The sequence below is a fragment of the Candidatus Pelagibacter giovannonii genome (assembly GCF_012276695.1).
Classification (GTDB): Bacteria; Pseudomonadota; Alphaproteobacteria; order Pelagibacterales; family Pelagibacteraceae; genus Pelagibacter; species Pelagibacter giovannonii.
Window position 1 is genome coordinate 732,827 of the sequence record NZ_CP038852.1, and the last position, 22,073, is coordinate 754,899.

General features: G+C 29.7%; 17 protein-coding genes. 2 read left to right on the forward strand and 15 right to left on the reverse strand.

The window, feature by feature from the left end; genetic code table 11:
- Positions 1-5 precede the first annotated feature (5 nt).
- The 10 genes from E5R92_RS04110 to E5R92_RS04155 all read right to left on the reverse strand — a co-directional run bounded on the left by E5R92_RS04110 (position 6) and on the right by E5R92_RS04155 (position 11,367).
- Positions 6-911 (reverse strand): glycosyltransferase, encoded by a 906-nt coding sequence (locus E5R92_RS04110; protein WP_168606831.1) that lies wholly within the window; start codon positions 909-911, stop codon positions 6-8.
- A gap of 146 nt (positions 912-1,057) precedes the next feature.
- Complete coding sequence (locus E5R92_RS04115) at positions 1,058-1,765, reverse strand: FkbM family methyltransferase (RefSeq protein WP_168606832.1); 708 nt, start codon at positions 1,763-1,765, stop codon at positions 1,058-1,060.
- A gap of 42 nt (positions 1,766-1,807) precedes the next feature.
- Positions 1,808-3,613, reverse strand: coding sequence for a translation elongation factor 4 (lepA, locus tag E5R92_RS04120; protein ID WP_168606833.1), 1,806 nt, complete (start codon positions 3,611-3,613; stop codon positions 1,808-1,810).
- A 2-nt stretch (positions 3,614-3,615) separates the two neighbouring features.
- On the reverse strand, positions 3,616-6,024 hold the full coding sequence (gene pheT / locus E5R92_RS04125) for a phenylalanine--tRNA ligase subunit beta (RefSeq protein ID WP_168606834.1): 2,409 nt from the start codon (positions 6,022-6,024) through the stop codon (positions 3,616-3,618).
- The gene (gene pheS / locus E5R92_RS04130; RefSeq protein WP_168606835.1) at positions 6,021-7,088 is read right to left on the reverse strand and encodes a phenylalanine--tRNA ligase subunit alpha; all 1,068 of its coding nucleotides are present in this window, start codon (positions 7,086-7,088) and stop codon (positions 6,021-6,023) included. The genes pheT and pheS overlap by 4 nt, the downstream gene beginning before the upstream one ends.
- 43 nt (positions 7,089-7,131) lie before the next feature.
- Entirely contained in the window at positions 7,132-7,488 is a 357-nt protein-coding gene (rplT, locus tag E5R92_RS04135) for a 50S ribosomal protein L20 (protein ID WP_168606836.1), read from the reverse strand.
- A gap of 1 nt (position 7,489) precedes the next feature.
- Complete coding sequence (gene rpmI / locus E5R92_RS04140; protein WP_168606837.1) at positions 7,490-7,696, reverse strand: 50S ribosomal protein L35; 207 nt, start codon at positions 7,694-7,696, stop codon at positions 7,490-7,492.
- Positions 7,697-7,749: 53 nt separating this feature from the next.
- On the reverse strand, positions 7,750-8,295 hold the full coding sequence (gene infC, locus E5R92_RS04145; RefSeq protein WP_168606838.1) for a translation initiation factor IF-3: 546 nt from the start codon (positions 8,293-8,295) through the stop codon (positions 7,750-7,752).
- The gene (thrS, locus tag E5R92_RS04150) at positions 8,296-10,212 is read right to left on the reverse strand and encodes a threonine--tRNA ligase (RefSeq protein ID WP_168606839.1); all 1,917 of its coding nucleotides are present in this window, start codon (positions 10,210-10,212) and stop codon (positions 8,296-8,298) included.
- Positions 10,213-11,367, reverse strand: a complete 1,155-nt coding sequence (locus tag E5R92_RS04155; RefSeq protein ID WP_168606840.1) for a glycosyltransferase family 4 protein — start codon at positions 11,365-11,367, stop codon at positions 10,213-10,215.
- 42 nt (positions 11,368-11,409) lie between these two features.
- Between E5R92_RS04155 and E5R92_RS04160 the strand changes: the two genes are divergently transcribed.
- A complete protein-coding gene (locus tag E5R92_RS04160) occupies positions 11,410-12,165 on the forward strand; it encodes an alpha/beta hydrolase (RefSeq protein ID WP_168606841.1) in 756 nt (251 codons plus the stop codon).
- Here the strand turns inward: E5R92_RS04160 and E5R92_RS04165 are convergent.
- From E5R92_RS04165 to E5R92_RS04175, 3 genes are read right to left on the reverse strand one after another with little or no spacing between them, the layout of a single operon-like run.
- Positions 12,136-13,011 (reverse strand): NAD-dependent epimerase/dehydratase family protein, encoded by an 876-nt coding sequence (locus E5R92_RS04165; protein WP_168606842.1) that lies wholly within the window; start codon positions 13,009-13,011, stop codon positions 12,136-12,138. The genes E5R92_RS04160 and E5R92_RS04165 overlap by 30 nt on opposite strands.
- 1 nt (position 13,012) lies before the next feature.
- Complete coding sequence (gene gltB / locus E5R92_RS04170) at positions 13,013-17,518, reverse strand: glutamate synthase large subunit (protein ID WP_168606843.1); 4,506 nt, start codon at positions 17,516-17,518, stop codon at positions 13,013-13,015.
- Complete coding sequence (locus E5R92_RS04175) at positions 17,518-18,957, reverse strand: NAD(P)-dependent oxidoreductase (protein ID WP_168606844.1); 1,440 nt, start codon at positions 18,955-18,957, stop codon at positions 17,518-17,520. The genes gltB and E5R92_RS04175 overlap by 1 nt, the downstream gene beginning before the upstream one ends.
- Positions 18,958-19,140: 183 nt before the next feature.
- Between E5R92_RS04175 and E5R92_RS04180 the strand changes: the two genes are divergently transcribed.
- Positions 19,141-19,911 (forward strand): undecaprenyl-diphosphate phosphatase, encoded by a 771-nt coding sequence (locus E5R92_RS04180; protein ID WP_168606845.1) that lies wholly within the window; start codon positions 19,141-19,143, stop codon positions 19,909-19,911.
- On the opposite strand, the gene E5R92_RS04185 is transcribed toward E5R92_RS04180, so the two are convergent.
- Positions 19,908-20,795: a DMT family transporter gene (locus tag E5R92_RS04185; RefSeq protein ID WP_168606846.1), complete on the reverse strand. Its 888-nt coding sequence runs from the start codon at positions 20,793-20,795 to the stop codon at positions 19,908-19,910. The two genes, E5R92_RS04180 and E5R92_RS04185, sit on opposite strands and share 4 nt — an antisense overlap.
- 6 nt (positions 20,796-20,801) lie before the next feature.
- The gene (locus E5R92_RS04190) at positions 20,802-22,073 is read right to left on the reverse strand and encodes a 2-oxo acid dehydrogenase subunit E2 (RefSeq protein WP_168607466.1); all 1,272 of its coding nucleotides are present in this window, start codon (positions 22,071-22,073) and stop codon (positions 20,802-20,804) included.

The window sequence follows — 22,073 nt, forward strand, 5'->3', positions numbered from 1 at the left end:
TACCTTTAATATCTCACTCTATAATTTGCTTTTTTGATAAAAACATAATTTACACAAGCTGTAAATCTTATAAAGTTCCTTACGTAATTTTTTTTTCGTTGCAGTAAGAAATTAACCATAAATTTAATAAAGTATTTTAAAAACATTTTTACGAAAAAGAAGTAAAAGGTTGATCTCGTACTAAATTTATCTTTAAAGTATAATGAAGACCAACAATAATGCCAATTTCTAGATTTATTTATCTTTTCTTGATTTTCTTTTTTATTTGAACCGAAGCCTACATGATGAACAATTGATTCTTTTATTTTCATGATGGAATATCTTTTTTTTCGCAACCTTAGACATAAATCGATATCTTCAAGATATGTATAGTAGTTCTCATCCCAGCCATTGATTTTTTTAATTATCGATTTTTTTATTAACATCGCAGTAGCAGGTACAGCTTCAACACAAGTATCACCTGAGGGTAGTATAGTCATTTTTTTTGGTCTTTTTATGCTTTTTAAATTTCCTAACGTAGACAGACTCAAATCTAAATGATCAAATTGACTATAATTTTTTTTTTCAAATATTAATGGAGAAATAATTCCTGCATTATTGTATTTTTTTTGTGCCTTAAGAAGATTAACTATTGAATTCTTATTAAAATAAACATCTGGCTGCGTAATTAATATATTTTCATTTTTCGATTTAGCTAACCCAATATTAAAAGATTTAGTTAGACCTATGTCTCCAACTTTATAATGTTTTATTTTAAATTTATGAAATTTTATAATTTTTTCTAATTCAGAATCTTCACCATTATCTATGATGATTATTTCTGATGATGATGGAAGAGATGATAAACACTTTTTAATTATTGCTCCAGGATAAAATGTTGGTATTATTATTGTTAGTTTAGAAAGAGACATAAAATAATTATTTTTTTTTAAAAATTAATTTTAAACATAATTTAATCATTACTTGAGAAAAAAAATTTGTACATAACTTTTTTTAGTTATATTTTTTTCATCTAGTTATTTAAATAAAAAACTCAAAGTTAAGATTTAGTATCAAGCTATATTCTAATTAAATCACTCACTTTTGATACCATGTCTGCTTTAATAAAAAACATTGTAACACCGATTACATTTATTAATTCATAGTTATTTTTTTTCATTAATTCAATTTTTGAATTCCTACTTTCATTAACTGTATCAAAAGAATTTTCTTCTATAGTAAAAAGAATTGGATTTATTTTTTCAAAATTAATACTATTAATAATATTTAATTCTGTGCCTTCAGTATCAATGTTTATAAAATCAACCTTGTCAATCTTGTTAAGTTTTAAAATTTCTTCTAATAGAAAACTCTTAATTTCAACTTTTTTTTGAGTTACATTTGATTTAATAAGTGAGTTTTGTTGATTTATTGGTGAATTTTCATAATAAAAAGTATCTCCAGAAAAATTTCCAATTGCACAATTAATATTTTTGTCCTCTGGTCTTGCAATATCAAATAAATCAATAGATGTTTTGCTAATATCAAGATTCATTCCTTTCCAACCTTTTTTATAAAGTTTATAGGTTAATGATCCTTTAATGGGATGATAAGCACCAATATCTACATAAAAACCATCACTATAATTTCTAAATATTCTGTTTACCATTACGTCTTCTGCAAATTCTGAATAATGAAAGTTTGGGTTTTTATTCTTATAAATTTTTTGAATTTTGTAAACCCAATATAAAAATCTGTTTTTTTTTAAAAAATTTAATTTGAACATAATTTATAACTTTATTTATAAAAATTTTTTTATACCAATTTATTATTCCTTATTAATTTTTAATACACCAATAAATGCTTCTTGGGGAATTTCTACTTTTCCAAACTGTTTACCCCTGGCTTTTCCTTTTTTCTGCTTATCCAATAATTTTCTTTTTCTGTCTCTAGCACCACCACCATGAATTTTTGTTAAAACGTCTTTTTTAAAACCTTTAATAGTTTCTCTTGCTATGATTTTTCCTCCAATCGCTGCCTGAACTGGAATCATAAAGTTATGTCTAGGTATCAAATCTCTTAATTTTTCACAAACTTCTCTTCCAACCGTTTGTGCAAAATCTTTATGAACCATCATTGATAGGGCGTCTACTGGTTCAGCATTAACAAGTATTCCTAGTTTTACTAAATCTCCCTCTCTATGACCTATAATTTCATAATCAAAGCTTGCATAACCACTGGTCATTGATTTAAGCCTATCATTAAAATCAAACACAACTTCGTTTAGAGGGATTTCATAATTTAAAACTGCTCTATTACCTGAATAACTTAAGTTTGTTTGTACTCCTCTTTTATCCTGACAAACCTTAATAATTGCACCTAGATATTGATCTGGTGTAATAATTGTTGCTTTAATCCAGGGCTCTTCAATAAATTTGATTAAAGTAGGTTCTGGTAAGCTTGAAGGGTTTTGTAGCTCTATTATTTCCCCTTTGTTCATATGAACTTTATAAACTACTCCTGGTGTTGTAGTTAATAAATTTATATCAAATTCTCTTTCTAATCTTTCGGTTATAATTTCTAAATGCAGGAGACCTAAAAAACCACATCTAAAACCAAGACCTAGCGCAGATGAAGATTCTGCCTCATATGAAAAACTAGCATCATTTAATTGGAGTTTACCTAAGCCATCTTTTAATTTTTGATATTCAGAGCTATCAACAGGAAACAATCCACAAAATACAACTGGCTTACTTGGTTTAAATCCTGGAAGTGCCTCTTGAAGTGGTTTAGTTGCATCACAAATTGTATCTCCAACTTTTGTTTCTGATAAAATTTTTATTCCTGTTGTTATAAAACCAATTTCTCCTGCATTTAACTCATTAATATCGGTTGCTTTTGGAGTAAATACCCCTACTTTTTCAATTATATATTCTTGATTAGTAGACATCATTTTGATCTTCATATTTTTTGAAATTTTTCCATTAATAACTCTTACTAAAATAACTACCCCTAAATAAGTGTCATACCAACTATCAACTAATAAACATTTTAAATCTGCATCCTTTTCTCCTTCTGGAGCTGGTAGTGATACAATAATTTGTTCTAAAATATCTTCTATACCCTCACCTGTTTTTCCTGAGCAAGGTATGGCATTTTCAGTATCAATACCAATAACCTCTTCTATTTGTGTCTTTGTTTTTTCTAAGTCTGACGCCGGCAAATCAACTTTATTTAAGACAGGTACTATCTCATGTTTAGTATCTAAAGCTTGATAAACATTAGCCAATGTTTGTGCCTCTACTCCTTGAGTGCTATCAACAATCAAAATAGATCCCTCGCATGCATACAAAGATCTACTAACTTCATAACTAAAATCTACATGGCCTGGAGTATCAATAATGTTTAGAATATATTCTTTCCCATCTTTAGACTTATAATTAAGTTTAACTGTTTGAGCTTTAATTGTTATTCCTCTTTCCCGTTCAATATCCATTGAGTCTAGAACTTGTGCCTTCATCTCTCTTTCGGTTAAACCACCACAACTATGAATTATTCTATCTGCAATAGTTGATTTACCATGATCAATGTGCGCTATAATTGCAAAGTTTCTGATATGATCAATTTTTGTCATAACTATGATCTAATCTTTGCGTCTGTTTTTGATTCTACAGTTGAAATGATAAGCTGGTTTATTTTATTTAAATCCTCTTCCTTTAAAGTTTTTTCCAAAGACTGAATTGTAACATTTAATGCAATCGATTTTTTATTTTCATCAATATTTTCTCCCTCATAAACATCAAAAACTTTAACAGATTTTATTAATTCCTTATCTACATTCCTAATTATTTCTATCAATTCTTGAGCTTTAAAATTTTTATCTAAAACAAAAGCAAAATCTCTCTCTGATTTTTGAAAGTCAGAATATTTATATTGAGTTTTTTGATTTTTTAATAATTTTTTTGGCTGTTTTATATTGTCTAGGAATATTTCAAACCCTACTAATGATTCAGCTTTAATGTCTAATTCTTTTAATATATTCGGATGAATATCACCAAAAAAACCTGCTACTTTTTCTTTACCCTTATTTAAAAAGATTCTTCCAGATTTACCAGGGTGATAATAGCTTGGTGTTTCGTCATCAATATATAATTTGTCCTTGTTGTAACCAGCCTCAACTAAGCTTTGAATAACGTCTCTTTTTACATCAAAAATATCAACTAACCTTCCCTGCTCTATCCAGCTCTGTCTTGACAGTTTTCCAGTTCTTAATCCACTTACTACTGTTTGTTGCTCACCTGGTTTAGATCCTGAAAAAGTTGGACCTATTTCAAATATTGATAAATCTTTGAATCCTCTGCCTAAATTCTTGTTTATATTGATAATTAAATTTGAAAAAATAGAACTTCTCAATACATTTAAATCTGCACTTATGGGATTAACTATTTTTATTTCTTTATTACTTTCAATAAATAATTGATTAATCTTACTGTCAGTAAAAGACCATGTAATAGCTTCCAAGTATCCTTTTGATGCAATAGCTCTTTGTAAAAAATGAAATAATTTTTGTGTTTTGTTTAAAGTATCTTTGTTTCTTACTTTCTCAGGTTCGATTACCTTAATTTGGTCATAACCTTTAATTCTCACTAGTTCTTCAACTATATCTACTTCTTGTAAAATATCTGGTCGCCATGTTGGAACTTTTAATAGTAATAGTTTTTTTTGTTTTTTTATTTCAAAACCTAAATTAGTTAGTATTTTTATTGTTTCTTTTTGATCAATTTTAAAACCTGTAATTTTTTCAAATAACTGCATGTCAAATTTTATAAACCTATCTTTAACATTTTCTATTTTTTGAATATCAAATTTACTAATTTCTCCTCCACAGATTTTTTTAATTAATTCAGCAGCTCTCTGGAGTCCCTGCTCTATTGACAGTGGGTCAATTCCTCTTTCAAATCTAAACTTTGCATCTGTGTCTATATTTAAAATTTTAGATGTTTTTCTAATTGATCTTGGATTAAAATAGGCTGACTCAATTAATACATTTTTTGTATCTAATTCTGTTCCTGATCTCGTACCTCCAATTATTCCTCCTAAACCTAATACTCCAGAAGCATCTGTAATAACACACATATCATCTTCAAGATTATAATCTTTCTCGTCTAAAGCTTTAAATTTTTCACCTTTTTTAGAATTCCTTACAATTATTCCTTTATCTATTTTATCAGCATCATAAGCGTGCAATGGTCTATTTAAATCAATCATTACATAATTTGTAATATCAACTATTGCAGAGATAGGTTTTTGACCTAATGATATTATTCTTTTCTTTAGCCAATCTGGACTTTCAGTATTTTTTACACCAGTAATTAAGCAACTTCCAAAAGAAGTACATCCTTGATTTTTTTCTTTAATTATTTTTATACTGACTTTTTGTTTATTTTTTTGAACTAACTTCTCTGTTTTAAATTTTTTTAATGTGCCAGAACCTGCTGTTGCTAAATCTCTAGCTATTCCTCTCACCCCCAAACAATCTGCTCTATTTGGTGTAATAGATATATCAATTACATTTACACTACTTTTAGGAAAATAATTTTCACCTATTTTTTTTTCATATTTTTTTGAAGAAAGTTCTGTAATCCCATCACTTTCATCTGATAAATTAAGTTCAGACTCTGAACAAAGCATTCCATATGAGGTGACACCTCTTATTTTGCTTACTACTAATTTCATTTGATTCTTTGGTACAATAGCACCTGGCGGTGCATAAATTGTCATTAATCCCTTTTTTGCATTAGGTGCGCCACAAACAACTTTTACAGGATTGTCGGATCCAATGTCCACATCACAAACTCTAAGTCTATCTGCATCGGGATGCTTTTCAGTCTTCAAGATTTTTGCAATTACAAATTCATCAAGCTCTCCTGATTGACTGTCAACACCCTCTACTTCAAGACCAACATCTGTAAGTTTATCAATAATTTGATTTTCATTAAGCTCAGTTTCTAAATGTTCTTTTAGCCAATTTGTTGTAATCTTCATCTACTCAAGCCTCTGTAATTTGAGGGTACATCTATGGGGTCAAAGCCAAAGTGGTTTAACCACCTATAATCACAATCAAAAAATGCTCTTAAATCATTTATACCATACTTGAGCATTGCCAATCTATCTATACCTATCCCAAATGCGTAGCCTTGGAATTCATCGGGATTTACCTTTACATTTTTTAAAACGTTTGGATGAACCATTCCACAACCTAAAATTTCAAGCCATTTATCTCCCTCCCCAATTACTATTTTCCCATTTTTAATTTCATATCCAATGTCTACCTCAGCTGATGGTTCAGTAAAAGGAAAGTGACTTGGTCTAAATCTCATTTTAATTTTATCAACCTCAAAAAATTCCTTAATAAAGTAATTCAAACAGCCTTTTAGGTGACCCATATTAATATTTTTGTCGATATGTAATCCCTCAACTTGGTGGAACATGGGAGTATGAGTTTGATCACTATCTGATCGATACGTTCTTCCTGGTGCAATGATTTTAAATGGAGGTTTATTGTTAAGCATAGTTCTTATTTGAACTGGAGAAGTATGCGTTCTTAATAATAATTCTTTTTTTTCATCAAGATAAAATGTGTCATGCATATCTCTTGCTGGATGATTATCGGGCGTATTTAATGCTGTAAAATTATTATATTCATTTTCAATATCAGGACCTTCTTCTACACTAAATCCAATTTCTGAAAAAATTGATGAGATTTCATCTATGACTTGGGACACTGGATGAATTTTTCCTTGAACAAAAGGTCTCTCAGGTAAAGTTATATCTATTTTTTCTTTTGCTAACTTTTGATTAATTTCTTTAATTTCAATATTATTAATTTTTGTAGTAATTAAATTTTGAAGCTCATCTTTTACTAAATTTAAATCTGATGCAAATTTCTTTCTCTCTTGTTCTGCTACTTTTCCAAGTTGTTTAAATTGAGAACTAATTAATCCATTTTTTCCAAATAGATCTGTCTTGATCTGATTAACTTGATTTAGATCTAAATTTTCTTTTAACTTTAAAAGAAATTCATCTTTTATTTTTTTAATATCAGACATATTGAGAGATTATTTCTTCACCGAAGAAAAACAATAGTGAAGATTAATTTAGTGCTGATTGAGCTTTTTGTACGATCGTTTTAAAGGCTTCTGGGCTATCGTATGCTATTTCAGCTAATATTTTTCTATCTAACTTAATTCCACACTTTGTTAAGCCATTAATAAATTTAGAATAAGTTAATCCTTCTGATCTAACACCTGCATTAATTCTCTGTATCCATAAAGATTTAAATTCTCTTTTTTTAGTTCTACGATCTCTGTAAGCATATTGCATAGCTTTTTCCATGGCTTGCTTTGCAACTCTTATAGTATTTTTTCTTCTGCCCCATTGACCTTTGACAGCTTTTAAAACTTTTTTATGTTTAGCGTGACTTGTTACACCTCTTTTTACTCTAGCCATTTTATCCTCTTAAACTGTAAGGCATATATGATTTAACTATTTTGCCATCTTGTTTTGACATAGTAGTCGTGCCTCTTAATTTTCTAATTTGTGAATTTGTTCTTTTTATCATGCCATGTCTTTTCCCAGCTTGCGCCATCATAACTTTTCCTGTAGCTGAGATTTTAAATCTTTTTTTTGCTGAACTTTTAGTTTTTAATTTTGGCATAATTCTGCGGACTTATACAAATATTGGAATGGATTTACAACCTCTATTAAGCCTTATAAAGGCTGAATAACCATGATCATTTGCTTGCCGTCAAACTTTGGATGTAATTCGACTTTGCCAATATCTTGCATATCAACTTTTATTTTATCCATCAATTCTCTACCTAAGTGTGAGTGTTGAAGTTCTCTTCCCTTAAATCGTATCGTAAATTTTACCTTATCCCCTTTTCCAATAAATTTTTTAGCATTTTTAACTTTAAAATCATAATCATGAGTTTCTGTAACTGGTCTCATTTTAATTTCTTTTAATAAAACAATTTTTTGTTTCTTTTTGGCAACATTTGCTTTTTTTTGAGCATCATATTTAAATTTACCCATATCAATAATTTTACATACAGGTGGTTTTGCATTTGGAGCTATTTCAATTAAATCTAATCCTTGTTCTTTAGCCATTGATATGGCTTCATTTGTATTTATGATTCCTATATTTTCACCATCACTTCCTATTACTTGTACTTCAGGTGAAGAAATTCTATTGTTAGATCTTGGACCTTTATCTTTAGTTCTTCTTTGAAAATAGTTTTGTTTAAAATCTGCCACTTAGTTTGAGGATGCTTTATTTAAAGCTGAGAAAGTTTTTAAGAATAAGTTTAATTCCATATTTTCTTGTTTGTTCGTATCCAATCTTCTAATCGTTACTGAGTTGCTGTCAACTTCTTTTTTTCCACAAATCAATAAAAGTGGTATTTTTGATAGTGAATGTTCTCTAATTTTATAATTCAAGTTATGATTTTTTAAATCTACCTCAGAGCTTATACCTACATTAATAATCTTTTTATTTACTTCTTTTGCATAAGAATCAAACTCTTCTGAAATTGGAATTACAACAGCTTGTAAGGGAGCTATCCAAAATGGAAATTTGCCTGCATAGTTTTCTATAAGAATACCAATAAATCTTTCTAATGATCCAAATAATGCCCTGTGAAGCATTACTGGAATTTTTTTAGTTCCATCTTTATCAACAAAAGAAGCTTCTAATCTACCTGGTAAGTTAAGGTCAACTTGTAAAGTTCCACATTGCCAATCTCTACCAATGGCATCTCTTAAAACGAATTCAATTTTTGGACCATAGAATGCTCCCTCTCCTTTGTTAATTGTGTATTCAAGCTTTGAGGCTTTAACCGCATCTAATAAAGCTTTTTCAGCTTTATCCCAGACATTGTCATCACCAACTCTTAAATCTGGTCTATCTGAATATTTTAATATTACATCTTCAAATCCAAGATCTTTATAAATATCTAAAATTAAATTTGTAACAATCAAACACTCCGATGTAATTTGATCTTCTGTGCAAAAAATATGAGCATCGTCTTGGGTAAAAGCTCTAACTCTTAATAGTCCATGTAAGGCTCCTGAAGGTTCATACCTATGTACTTTTCCAAATTCTGAAATTCTTAAAGGAAGATCTCGATAACTTTTTAAACCCTGATTAAAAACCTGTACATGCCCTGGACAATTCATTGGCTTTATTGCAAATATTTTTTCATCTGGTGTTTGAGATGTATACATATGCTCTCCATATTTTTCCCAGTGGCCAGATTTTTCCCATAGAGATCTATCTAAAATTTCAGGAGTATTTACCTCTTTGTAGCCAGCTTTTTCTTGTCTAGCTCTCATATATGCAACTAGTTTTTGAAATAATTTCCAACCTTTTTCATGCCAAAATACTGATCCTGGACTTTCTTCCCTAAAATGAAATAAATCCATTTCTTTTCCAAGTTTTCTATGGTCTCTTTTTTCTGCTTCCTCTATTCTTTTTAAATATTCATCTAAATCTTTTTGAGATGACCAACTTGTTCCATAAATTCTTTGCAACATTTCATTATTTGAATCACCTCTCCAATAGGCTCCTGATACTTTTGTTAACTTAAAAAATTTACCAATTTTTCCTGTTGACGACAAATGAGGGCCTCTACATAGATCGTGCCAGTCTCCATGAAAATATATAGAAACATCTTCACCTTGTGGAATACTTTCAATGATTTCGGCCTTGTATATTTCTCCTTTATCTTTGAAATGAGATATGGCCTTATCTCTTTTCCAAACTTCTCTTGTAGTTGGAACATCTCTATCAACAATTTCTTTCATCTTATTTTCAATTTTATTTAAATCATCCTCTGTAAAGGGTTCTTTTCTTGAAAAATCATAATAAAATCCATTTTCTATAATTGGACCAATTGTTACTTGTGTTCCTGGAAAGAGCTCTTGAACAGCCATCGCAGTTATATGAGCCGTATCATGACGGATAGTTTCTAAGCCTTCTTTATCTTTTGAAGTAAAAATTTTGACTGAACAATCTTCATCTATAACAAAACTTAAATCTTTAAGTTCTTCATTAACGCTAATAATAGTTGCCTGCTTTGATAAAGATTTGCTAATCTTTTCAGCAACTTCAAGGCCTGTTACTTTATTTGGAAATTCAATAGTGTTTCCGTCTGGCAATGTTATTAATGGCATTTAATTCAATAATTTTTTGTATTCTGAATATGTAGAAAAACACATTTTTTCAACATTAAATTTTTTAATTATATTTTTTCTACCTTCTATACCAATAGATTTCAATCTAGATTCATCTAATTGTATGACTTCTACTATTTTTTTGCTCAAAGCTTCTGCGTTGCCAGACTGAAATAAAAAACCAGTCACATTATCTATAATAGTTTCATTAGATCCCCCAATATCACTTGCTATTATTGGTTTTTCCATTGATTGAGCTTCAACTGCTACTCTTCCAAAAGCTTCAGGTTCTACTGAGGCCGAAACAACAATGTCTGATATTTTATAGGCTACCGGCATATTTTGACAATGTTCTATAAATTTCAACTGACCAGTTAACCTATATTGCTCAGCTAATCTTTTAATTTTTTTTGTATAAATATCTCTTCCTTGATCACTACCTAAAATAACAGCATTAAAAGATTCATATCCCAATTCTTTATTAACAAGATTTAATGCTTCAATAAATGTCTCCTGTCCTTTCCAGGTAGTTAACCGACCTGGCATTAGGATCATTTTTTTATTCTTATCAGCTTCCCAATCAGAAATAAGTCTATTTTCTTCCGTATTTAAGGTTGTTGATGAGTCAAAATAATCAACATTGATACCTCTAAAAATTACTAAGAATTTTTTTTTTAAATCCAAATATTTTGGATAATTTTTATTAATATGTGAAAAAATAAAATTTGATCCTGCTATTATTAAATCTGACCTAACCATTACTGAATTATAAAACTTTTTAAGTGAATTTTTAAAATTATAAGTACCATGAAAAGTTGTAACAAACTTTCTTCTTGTAATTTTTGTTGCAAAAAAACAAGACCAGGCTGGAGCACGGCTTCTTGCGTGAACAATAGATATATTATTTAGTAAAATAATAAAAATCAAAGCCATCGAATTAAAGAGCATTAAAAATGGATTTTTACTATGGACGGGAAGTTTTATTACTTTTACTTTTTTTTTGTCAACAAATTTTAATAACTCTCCTCCACTAGTCACTATATAAGAACTACAATTATTTTCTGGTAAATAGTGTGCAAGATCATAGCAGCCTGTTTCTGCACCTCCATATCCAAGCTTAGGAATTACTTGCAATACTTTTAATTCTGAAGACATTTGATAGAACTATATAGTAAGAATTAATTCTAATAAACTTATATGAATAAATTTAAATACATTAAGGTCCTTAATAACAGGCAAATAAGATACTTAAGTAAGGAATATAAAGATAATCTCTATATTGTTTTTTTACATGGTTTTATGTCAAACATCGAAGGTGAAAAACCTCAGACCATATTTAAATTCGCCAAAAAAAATAAACTTGGCTTTCTTGCTCTTGAATATTCTGGTCATGGTAAATCCTCAGGAAAATTTATTAAAGGGAATATTACTAAATGGTCAAAAGAAGTTGAAGCACTAATAAAAAAAGTAGTTAAAAAAAATAATTTTATCTTAGTTGGTTCAAGTATGGGAGCGTGGCTCTCTTTAAATCAATTTAAATATTTTAAAGGTCAGATTAAAGGTTTTTTAGGAATTGGTTCAGCTCCAGAGTTTTTACAAAATTTAATGTGGAAAAAGTTTACAAAAAATATGAAGAATGAAACTATAAAGAAAGGAATTTATAATTTAAAACATGGTAATTATGAGTATCCAATCACTTATCAGTTAATAAAAGATGGTAGAAAAAATAAAATCTTAAATAAAAAGATCAAATCTAAAATCAATGTAACTATGATACATGGAAGTAAAGATGAAGTTGTTCCAACAAGTTATTCTAGAAAGGTTCTTAAGTTGTTTACTAAAGCTAATAAAAAATTAGTGATAATAAAAAATGGTGATCACAGCCTTTCAAGTAAAAGGGGTATAAAAAAAATACTCTTAGAGCTAGATAAAATTACTTCTAATGTAGCTTAATCCTTCTATATAGCTTGGAAATTTTAAATTATAGTTAAAATAACTTTTCATCTTTTTGTTACTAACTTTCTTGGACTCATTATAAAAATTTTTTAACATCTCACTTTTAATTTGGTCAACCTCAATTTTTTCGATATTTTCAATATTTAACATTTTTGCTCCAAATAAAGTAACATCCTCAGATGTAGAAGGCTTATCATCAGATAGATTATATATTTCTCCTGACTTAAATTTTGATAAAGATTTGAATAATATATTTGAAATATCATCCACATGAATTCTAGAAAAATAATGATTTTTTTTATTAATCAATTTCACTTCTCCTGATTTTAATCGTATTAAAATATTTTTTTCATTAGAATAAATTCCAGATAACCTAAATATCTGAATTGGTGTTTTGTTATTTTTTTCTAATGAAACCCATGCATTTTCAGCTTTTAATCTTGCAAAACCGTTATTTGAGATTGGGTTTGTTTTGCTATTTTCATTAACCCATTCTCCCTTATGATCACCATAAACACTAGTAGCCGATAAGTAAGTTATCCATTTTGCTTTGGAGTTTTTTATAAATTTGGAAAAATTTTTTATAACTAAGTCTTCTTGATTTTCAGGTGGTATAGAAACTAAGATATGATCTGCTTCTTTTAATTTTACAACTAACTTTTGATCAAATTCATTACTATTAAATAGGTAGCTATTATAATCAATATCATTTAACTTTTTTTTTGAAGATTCACTTCTAGAAGTTGCTGACAGGTTAATATTATATTGTTCAGTATTAAGCTTCTTTATAAAATTTTTTGCTACTTGGCCAAAACCAAAACAAAAAATCTTTATATCCTTCATTTTAACTAACTTCTTTTATAATAGAATTTAGACTTATTGGGTTTTTTAGCTTATCAATCATTTCTTTTGGACAAACTTGAATAAAATTAGAAATTTCTTTATCAAAATTTTCTATTATTTTTTTAGAAAAATCTGAGTTTGTCTCCTGGTGATGCTCTTGAACTAAATCTTTTAAATGAGCAATCCAATAATCTGTTTCGGGTGTTTGCCATACTACAGTCTCCGGGTTTACTTTTTTGTCGAATTTCTTATTAATATCGTAAATAAACGCCATCCCACCTGTCATTCCAGCTCCAAAATTATCTCCTACATCACCCAGAACTACAACAGTACCACCAGTCATATATTCACAAGCATTAGAATCACAGCCTTCAATAACTGAAATTGATCCTGAATTTCTTACAGCATACCTTTCTCCAGCTTGACCTGCTGCAAAAAGTTTTCCAGATGTTGCTCCATACAAAACTGTATTTCCTATTATGGTATTCTCATGTGAAACTAAATTACTTTCATCTGGAAGTTTAACTACTACTGTTGCACCTGATAAACCTTTACCAACATAATCATTAGCGTCGCCTTTTAAAATAAGTTTTAACCCTTTTATTCCAAATGCACCAAATGATTGTCCTGCCGAACCTTTAAACTTTAGAGATAAAAAGCTATCTTCTAGTTTTTCAGATCCATATTTTTCATAAAGATAGTTAGAAATTCTTGTACCAACCGTCCTATGAGTATTTTTAATAATATATTCTTTTTCAATAATTTTTACTTTTCCAATTTGTTCTTTAATTTCAGGTAAAATTTCTTGATCTAAAGTATCTGGAACAGAGTTTATTTCTGGAACTGTACAGTACCTTGTATTCTCACCTGCATCTGTTTGAACAAATAAAGGATTTAGGTCTAAATCATCCAAGTTTGATGAGGCTTTGCTTACCTGTCTTAATAGATCAGTTCTACCAATTATTTCATTTAACGATTTAAATCCAATTTGTGCTAAAATTTCTCTTACTTCTTCAGCTATAAATTTAAACAAGTTAACTATCTTTTCTGGCGTACCAGAAAATTTTTCTCTTAGTTTTTCATCTTGAGTACAAACTCCAACTGGGCAAGTGTTTGAATGACACTGCCTAACCATTATACATCCCATGGCTACTAAAGCTGTAGTTGCTACTCCATATTCTTCTGCTCCCATCATAGCTGCAATAACAACATCTCTTCCTGTTTTAATTCCACCATCTGTTCTTAGAGTAACTTTATGTCTTAGATTATTTAAAGTTAAAACTTGATTGGCCTCAGTTAAACCCATCTCCCAAGGTATCCCAACATATTTAACACTTGTTTGGGGTGTAGCTCCTGTTCCTCCATTATGTCCAGAAATTAAGATTATATCTGCTTTAGCTTTAGCTACGCCAGCTGCAATTGTTCCTATACCAGATGATGCTACTAATTTTACTCCAACTCTTGCTTTTGGATTAGCTTGTTTAAGATCATAAATTAATTGAGCTAGATCCTCGATAGAATAAATATCATGGTGAGGTGGCGGTGATATTAGAGTTACTCCCGGTGTTGAATGTCTTAATTTAGCAATTTCTTCTGTAACTTTAAATCCCGGTAATTGACCTCCCTCGCCAGGTTTTGCCCCTTGTGCAATTTTAATCTCTATTTCGTTACAGTTATTTAGATATTTAAGTGTTACTCCAAATCTTGCTGAAGCTATCTGCTTAACTCTAGAGTTAGCACTGTCACCGTTTTCCATCTTAATAAATCTTTTTTCATCTTCGCCCCCTTCACCACTACAAGAGGCTCCTTTAATTCTATTCATGCCTATAGCTAAAGTTTCATGTGCTTCTTTCGATAATGCGCCATGAGACATACTTCCACTTCCAAATCTAGTTAAAATATTTTCAATTGGCTCTACTTCAGAAATATCTAAAGATGGATTTAAATTTCTATCTCTAAATCCAATCAAATCTCTAAGGTGTATAGGTGGGAGATTATAAATACCCTCTGCATATTTTTTATAAGCTTCAAAAGAATTTGATGAAACTGCACTTTGTAAAAGATGAATAAGCTTACCTTGATATTGATGTGTTTCACCATTCTTTCTATACCTATAAATTCCCCCGATTGGTAAAACTGAATCAGTTCCCTCAAATGCTTCTTTATGAATAGTTCTTAGTTTTTTTTCTATTCCATTTAAACCTATGCCTGAAATTTTTGATAAAATTCCTGGAAAATACTCTGATGCTACTGTTCTGCTCAAACCAACTGTTTCAAAATTACATCCACCTCTATAAGAACTTATGACCGAAATTCCCATTTTTGACATTATTTTCAGGAGACCATAATTTACTGATTGTATATATCTCTCTATACATTCATCGTACCCAAACTTTCCAAATAATTTTTTTTCAAATCTTTGATATAAACTATCTAACGCTAAATAAGGATTAACAGTAGTAGCCCCAACACCTATAAGTGTTGCAAATGAATGTGTATCTAAAGCTTCTCCAGTTTGAGCATTGATTGATGCGTAGCCTCTTAATTTTTTTTTAATTAGATGGGTATTTATTGCTCCAACACTTAATAGCATTGGGATAGGTATTCTTTTTTCAGAAATATTTTTATCACTCAAGATTAATTGGGTAAGACCTTGTCTGACTGCAATTTCAGACTCTCTTCTAATTCTCTCAATAGAGGTTTCAAGATCTTCACCTTTATCAAAAGTACAATCAATAGTTATTGATTTTTTACCAAAAAAATTAGTAAATTTTTCTAATTGAGAATTTGATAATATAGGGCTGTCTAAAACATATATGTTTTCTTCTGTTAAATTAGTAAAATCTAAAATATTTCCAAGATTACCAAAACGGGTTTTTAAGCTCATAACCTTGTTTTCTCTTAGAGAATCAATCGGTGGATTTGTAACTTGACTAAAATTTTGTCTAAAAAAATGGTAAAGTGGCCTATAACGGTCTGACAATACTGCAAGTGGAGTGTCGTCACCCATAGAACCAATGGCCTCTTTCGCATCCTCTGCCATAGGGTGAAGAATAAGTTCTAAATCCTCTAAACTATAACCAAATGTATGTTGTCTTTTTTTTAGTTCATCACCAGAAAAAGTAGATTCTTCATTTTTTATTGGGAATTTCTTTTCTAAATCAATTATTTGATTATTAAAATGTTTAAACTCTTTTGCTAGATAATCTTTTATTTCAATATTAGAAAATACCTTACCTTTTGCTATTCTAACTCCAAGAATTTCTCCTGGTCCCAGTCTGCCTTTTTTAAGAATTTGTTTCTCATCAACTTCAACCATTCCTGTTTCTGATCCCGCACACAATATTTTATCTTTTGAAATAGTATATCTCATTGGGCGTAGCCCATTTCTATCAGCAGCTACTATAGCCCATTCATTATCTGTAGCTGCAATAGCAGCTGGTCCATCCCATGGCTCCATTGTGCTATTCAAAAAATTAAATAGTTGTTGGTGATCTTTTGATAATGTTTGACTTTTTTTAGACCATGCATCTGGGATCAACATTAATTTTGCAAGAGGTGCTGATTGGCCAGAAATATTTAAAAGTTCAAAAACACTATCTAGTGCAGCAGAGTCTGAAGATCCTGGTTGTATAACTGGTTTTAAATTTTCCATATTATCAAATAAAGGGCTATCCATTTCTTGCTCATGAACTTTCATCCAGTTTGTGTTTCCTTTATATGTGTTTATTTCTCCATTATGAGCTAGTGCTCTAAAAGGTTGCGCCAGATCCCAACTTGGAGCTGTGTTTGTTGAAAACCTTTGATGAAATATTGCAAATCGAGATATAAACCTTTCATCTTTTAAATCTAAATAAAAATCTGCAATAGACTCTGCTAAAAACATTCCCTTATAAATAACTGACTTAGAGCTTATTGAACAAATATAAAAACCTTCTATCGCATCTTTAATAGCTTCTTTTTCAATTTTTCTTCTAGATTCATAAATTTTTCTTTCTAACTCTTTTTCTGTTAAATCTTTATTGTTGTGTTTAAATAATACTTGAGTGATTTCTGGTCTTGTAAGATTTGCTTTTTCACCTAAAACTTTTGGATTTACTGGAACCTGTCTCCATCCATAAATACTAAAATTACTTTTAGTTAATTCACTTTCAACTAAAGTTCTTGCATTTTCTTGTGCTTGATAATTATTTCTAGGTAAAAAAATCATACCCACACAAATTTCTGAACCATCATGATCATGGCCTGTGATTTCTATTTTCTCAGCAAAAAAATCTGAAGGAATTTCCAAATGGATACCAGCTCCATCGCCTGTTTTTCCATCAGCATCAACAGCACCTCTATGCCAAACTGCTTTTAAGGCATTAATTCCATATTCGACTATTTTCCTTGATTTTTTGCCCTCTGTAGATGCAATTAAGCCTACTCCACAAGCATCATGCTCCATTTCTTTTGAATAAACATGGCCATCTTCAAGAATCTTAAGATTTTTTTTATAATTTTTCATTAAGCAACCTTCTCTTTACTGAGTTCTTTGATTTCTAAAAAATTTTTTATTGATACTGCTACGTCTCTTCCATCTTTTATGGCCCAGACAACTAATGATGCACCTCTTATAATGTCTCCTGCTGCAAAGACACCTGCTAAATTTGTCTCCATTGTATCAAAATTAGTTTTTAATGTTCCCCATTTAGTAACTTGTAGATCTTCAGAGCCAAATAGTTTTGGTAAATCTTCAGGATCAAAACCAAGAGCCTTGATTACTATATCTGCTTTAATATCAAAGTGAGAATCAGTCTGGATTTCTGGTTTACGTCTACCGCTGTCATCAGGTTCACCAAGTTTGATTTTATCCACTATCAAACCTTCAACTTTATTTGTTCCAATAAATTCTTTAGGACTTGATAGCCATACAAATTCTACTCCTTCTTCCTCTGCATTAGCTACCTCTCTAGCAGATCCAGGCATATTTTCTTTATCTCTTCTATAAAGACATTTAACTGATTTTGCTTTTTGTCTGATCGAAGTCCTAACACAGTCCATTGCAGTGTCACCTCCTCCAATTACAACAATATTTTTTCCTTCAGCATTTAAAGTTCCATTATCAAATAACTCTACCTTGTCTCCTAATCCTTTTTTATTTGAAGCTGTTAAAAATTCCATGGCTGGAAATATATTTCCCAAATCTTTTCCTGGTAGATCTATTTCTCGAGCTTTATAAACTCCAGTTGCAATTAAAAGAGCATCATGTTTTTTTCTTAATTGCTCTAATGTAGCATCTTTTCCAACTTCAAAATTTTGAACAAATTTAATTCCACCCTCTTCTAATAACCTAGTTCTTCTTTCTACAACAAATTTTTCTAATTTAAAATTTGGGATCCCATAAATCATTAACCCACCAGCTCTATCATATCGATCGTATACTGTAATTTGATAACCTAACTTACGTAGCTGTTCTGCAGCAGCCAGACCAGCTGGCCCAGCTCCTATAATTCCAATACTTTGACTTTTTTCATTTTTAACTTTTATTGGATTTACCCATCCTTGTTCCCAAGCATTATCAGTAATATACTTCTCAACTGAACCTATAGTCACAGTTCCATGTCCTGATTGTTCGATTACACAATTTCCTTCACACAATCTATCTTGTGGACATATTCTTCCACACACCTCTGGCATGTTGTTAGTGCTTTGAGATAATTCGTAGGCCTCTTTTAATCGTCCCTCTGCAGTTAATTTAAGCCAATCTGGAATATTGTTACTTAATGGACAATGTACCTGACAAAAAGGAACCCCACATTGTGAGCATCTACTAGATTGTTCACTCGCCTTATCGTTAATAAACTCTTTATAAATTTCGTTAAAATCCTCTTTTCTATTGCCAACTTCTCTTTTAGGTGGAGTTTGTTGACCTATTTTTACAAATTTAAGCATTTTGTCTGACATATTTACCCTTTAATAAAATAACATATATCAAGGTTTTGTTTAATAAAAGATAAACAAGGTCAATACATATGACCTTAAATTTTAAATAAAGATTGCTAATACTTATTATTTTAACTTTTGCATATCTAATATGTGCAAATGGAATTGTTTAAATCACTTAATATTTAAGTTACGAAGCTTTAAATGTTTTCAAATATTATTGAAATTATAATCTTGTCAGTAGTTCAGGGTATATCAGAATTTTTACCCATCAGCTCATCAGCTCATTTAAACATTGTTGAGACAATCTTTGAGTTTAATTCTAACTCACTAATGATTGATGTTAGTCTCCATCTTGGCTCTTTGCTTGCAATAGTCTTTTATTTTAGAAGAGAGTTATTAGATCTTAGAAATAATAAAAAGTTATTATCTTTATTAATTATTGGTTCTATACCAATTGTAATAGCGGGCTACATAATCAGCTTCATAGGTCTAGTTAATTTATTAGAAAACAATTTAAAGATAATTGCTTGGACAACATTAATTTTTGGAATTATTTTATATCTTGCAGATAAAAGTAAATTTGATAAAAAAATAACATCCGACTTAAATTTTAAGACAATACTATATATAGGCTTGTTCCAAATGCTTGCTTTAATACCAGGTGTGAGTAGAGCAGGAATTACAATATCCGCTGCAAGACTTTTTAATTTTAATAGATTTGATTCAAGTAAAATTTCTTTTTTATTAGCTATACCTGCTATAGCTGGAGCAAGTGTACTACAGTTAAAAAATGCCATTGGTCAAATCTTTGACTTTAACTACCTCATACTAATATCAATCACTCTTTCTTTTTTATTTTCTTATTTTACAATTAAGTTTTTTTTAAACTACATAAACAAATTTTCTTTAAATGTTTTTGTGATTTATAGAATTATTATTTCAATAATTTTGTTTATATTCATATATAATTAATTTTTTTTTAATATTGGTGCTAATTGAGAAAATAAAACGCCAAATAAAATAAATAAACATCCAAACAAATTATTTATATCTAAAATTTGATCTAATAAAATCCAAGCAGCAATTGTTGCAAAAACACCTTCTAAAGAAAAAATTATTGCTGATGGAGCAGGGGATATGTTTTTTTGTGCATATATTTGCAAAACAAATGCAAGACCTCCAGATAAAATTCCAGCATATAAGATTTGAAATTTTTCTTTAATAATATTAGACCAAATAAAATCTTCAAAAATTAAACCTATAATTAATGATAAAGAGGCAACAATTAAAGTTTGAATTGCACCAATTGTTAATGGAAGATTATAGTTTTCTATAATTTTACCAGTAAAGATAATATGTGTGCTCCAGAAAAAAGCCCCTAATATTATAAGTGTATCACCAGTTCTAACTGTTGCGCTGTAAAAATTAGTTAGCAAATAGCCTCCCATCACACAAAGAAGAACTGAAGGCCAAATACTCCAGTGAATTGGCTTTTTATACATAAAAAAAATTATAAACGGGACCATTGGCACATAAAAAATGGTAAAAAAAGCTGCATTAGCAACATCAGTATAAAGTAAAGCCACTTGCTGAAGTGCTGATCCTAAAAATAAGGATAAGCCTATTAAAAAAGCTAAGTTAATAAATTCTTTTTGATTTCTTTTTACCGATTTTAAGATATTTTTTCTTTCAAAAATAAAAGCTAGAGGGGCTACGGCTAAAAAACCTACAAAAAATCTAACAGCATTAAAAGTAAAAGGACCAATATCATCCATCCCCGTATCTTGAGCAATAAAAGTCGTTCCCCATATGAAAGTACATAGTAAAGCACTAAATAACGAAGATGTTTTTGACATTAAAATCTATATGGCCAATTTATAAGCAAAATTTTTGCCTAAATTTTCTTTTAAATCATTATTAAATCTAGCCGCTTCTGCTCCATCAATTATTCTATGATCATATGACAACGAAAGCGGTAACATTGTTCTTGTTTCAAATTTTCCATTGATGAAAATTTGTTTTTTTTGTGCTCTACCTACTCCTAATATGGCAACTTCCGGATAATTTATTATTGGTGTAAAAAATGAACCTCCAATTCCTCCAAGACTTGTAATGGTCATAGACCCTCCAAAGAATTCTTTCTTATCTATTTTTAAATCTTTACATTTCTCACTTACTGTTTTCAATTCATTGCTAATATACGAGATACTTTTATTATCAGCATTTCTAATTTTTGGCACCATTAAACCATGTGGGGTATCTACTGCAATCCCAACATGAAAATAATTTTTCATTGTAATTTTTCCATTTTCAATATCGTCTATTGAAGAGTTAAAACTAGGAAACTTTTTTAAAGATGCCACTAAAGCTTTAACTATAAAAGCTAATGGAGTAATTTTTTTTCTTTCCCCTGTGTAAATATCAGTAAGTGAAGTTCTAAAATTTTCCATTTCTGTTATATCTGCTTCATCATGATTTGTTACATGGGGTATAGTAGTCCAAGAATTAACTAAATATGTAGAGGCTATTTTTTTAACCCTAGGCATATCTTTAACTTCAATTTCACCAAAATCAGAATGAGAAAATTCACTAACAATTTTTTTTGGTTGAACTTCTGTATTATCTGAAACTTTATTAATTTTAGAGGATATGAAATTTTTCACATCATCTTCTACAATTCTTCCTTGTCTTTCACTGCCCTCTATCTCATTAATATTAACCCCAAGTTCTCGAGCAAATTTACGTACTTTTGGGCTTGCAGATGAAACTTCTGAATTATCTTTTTTTATAAAATTTTGTGCTTGATTAACTTTTACAATTTTTTCTACTTGGTTTTGGGTTGTGGCAGGTTCAGTTTCTTTAATGGTTTTTTGTTCTAAATTCTTTTCTTCTTCTCCAAATTGTTCTAAAGTTAATATTAAATCTCCTTCAGAAACTCTATCTCCTACTTTAACTTTAACAAAATTAACTTTTCCATCAAAAGAAGTTGGTATTTCAACACTAGATTTGTCACTCTCAATTGTAATAAGTGGGTCATTTTTCGAAACTAACTCGCCGCTTGAAACTAATACCTCAATTACTTCCACGTCTTTAAATTCACCAATATTTGGCACATTAATCTCTTTATCTGACAT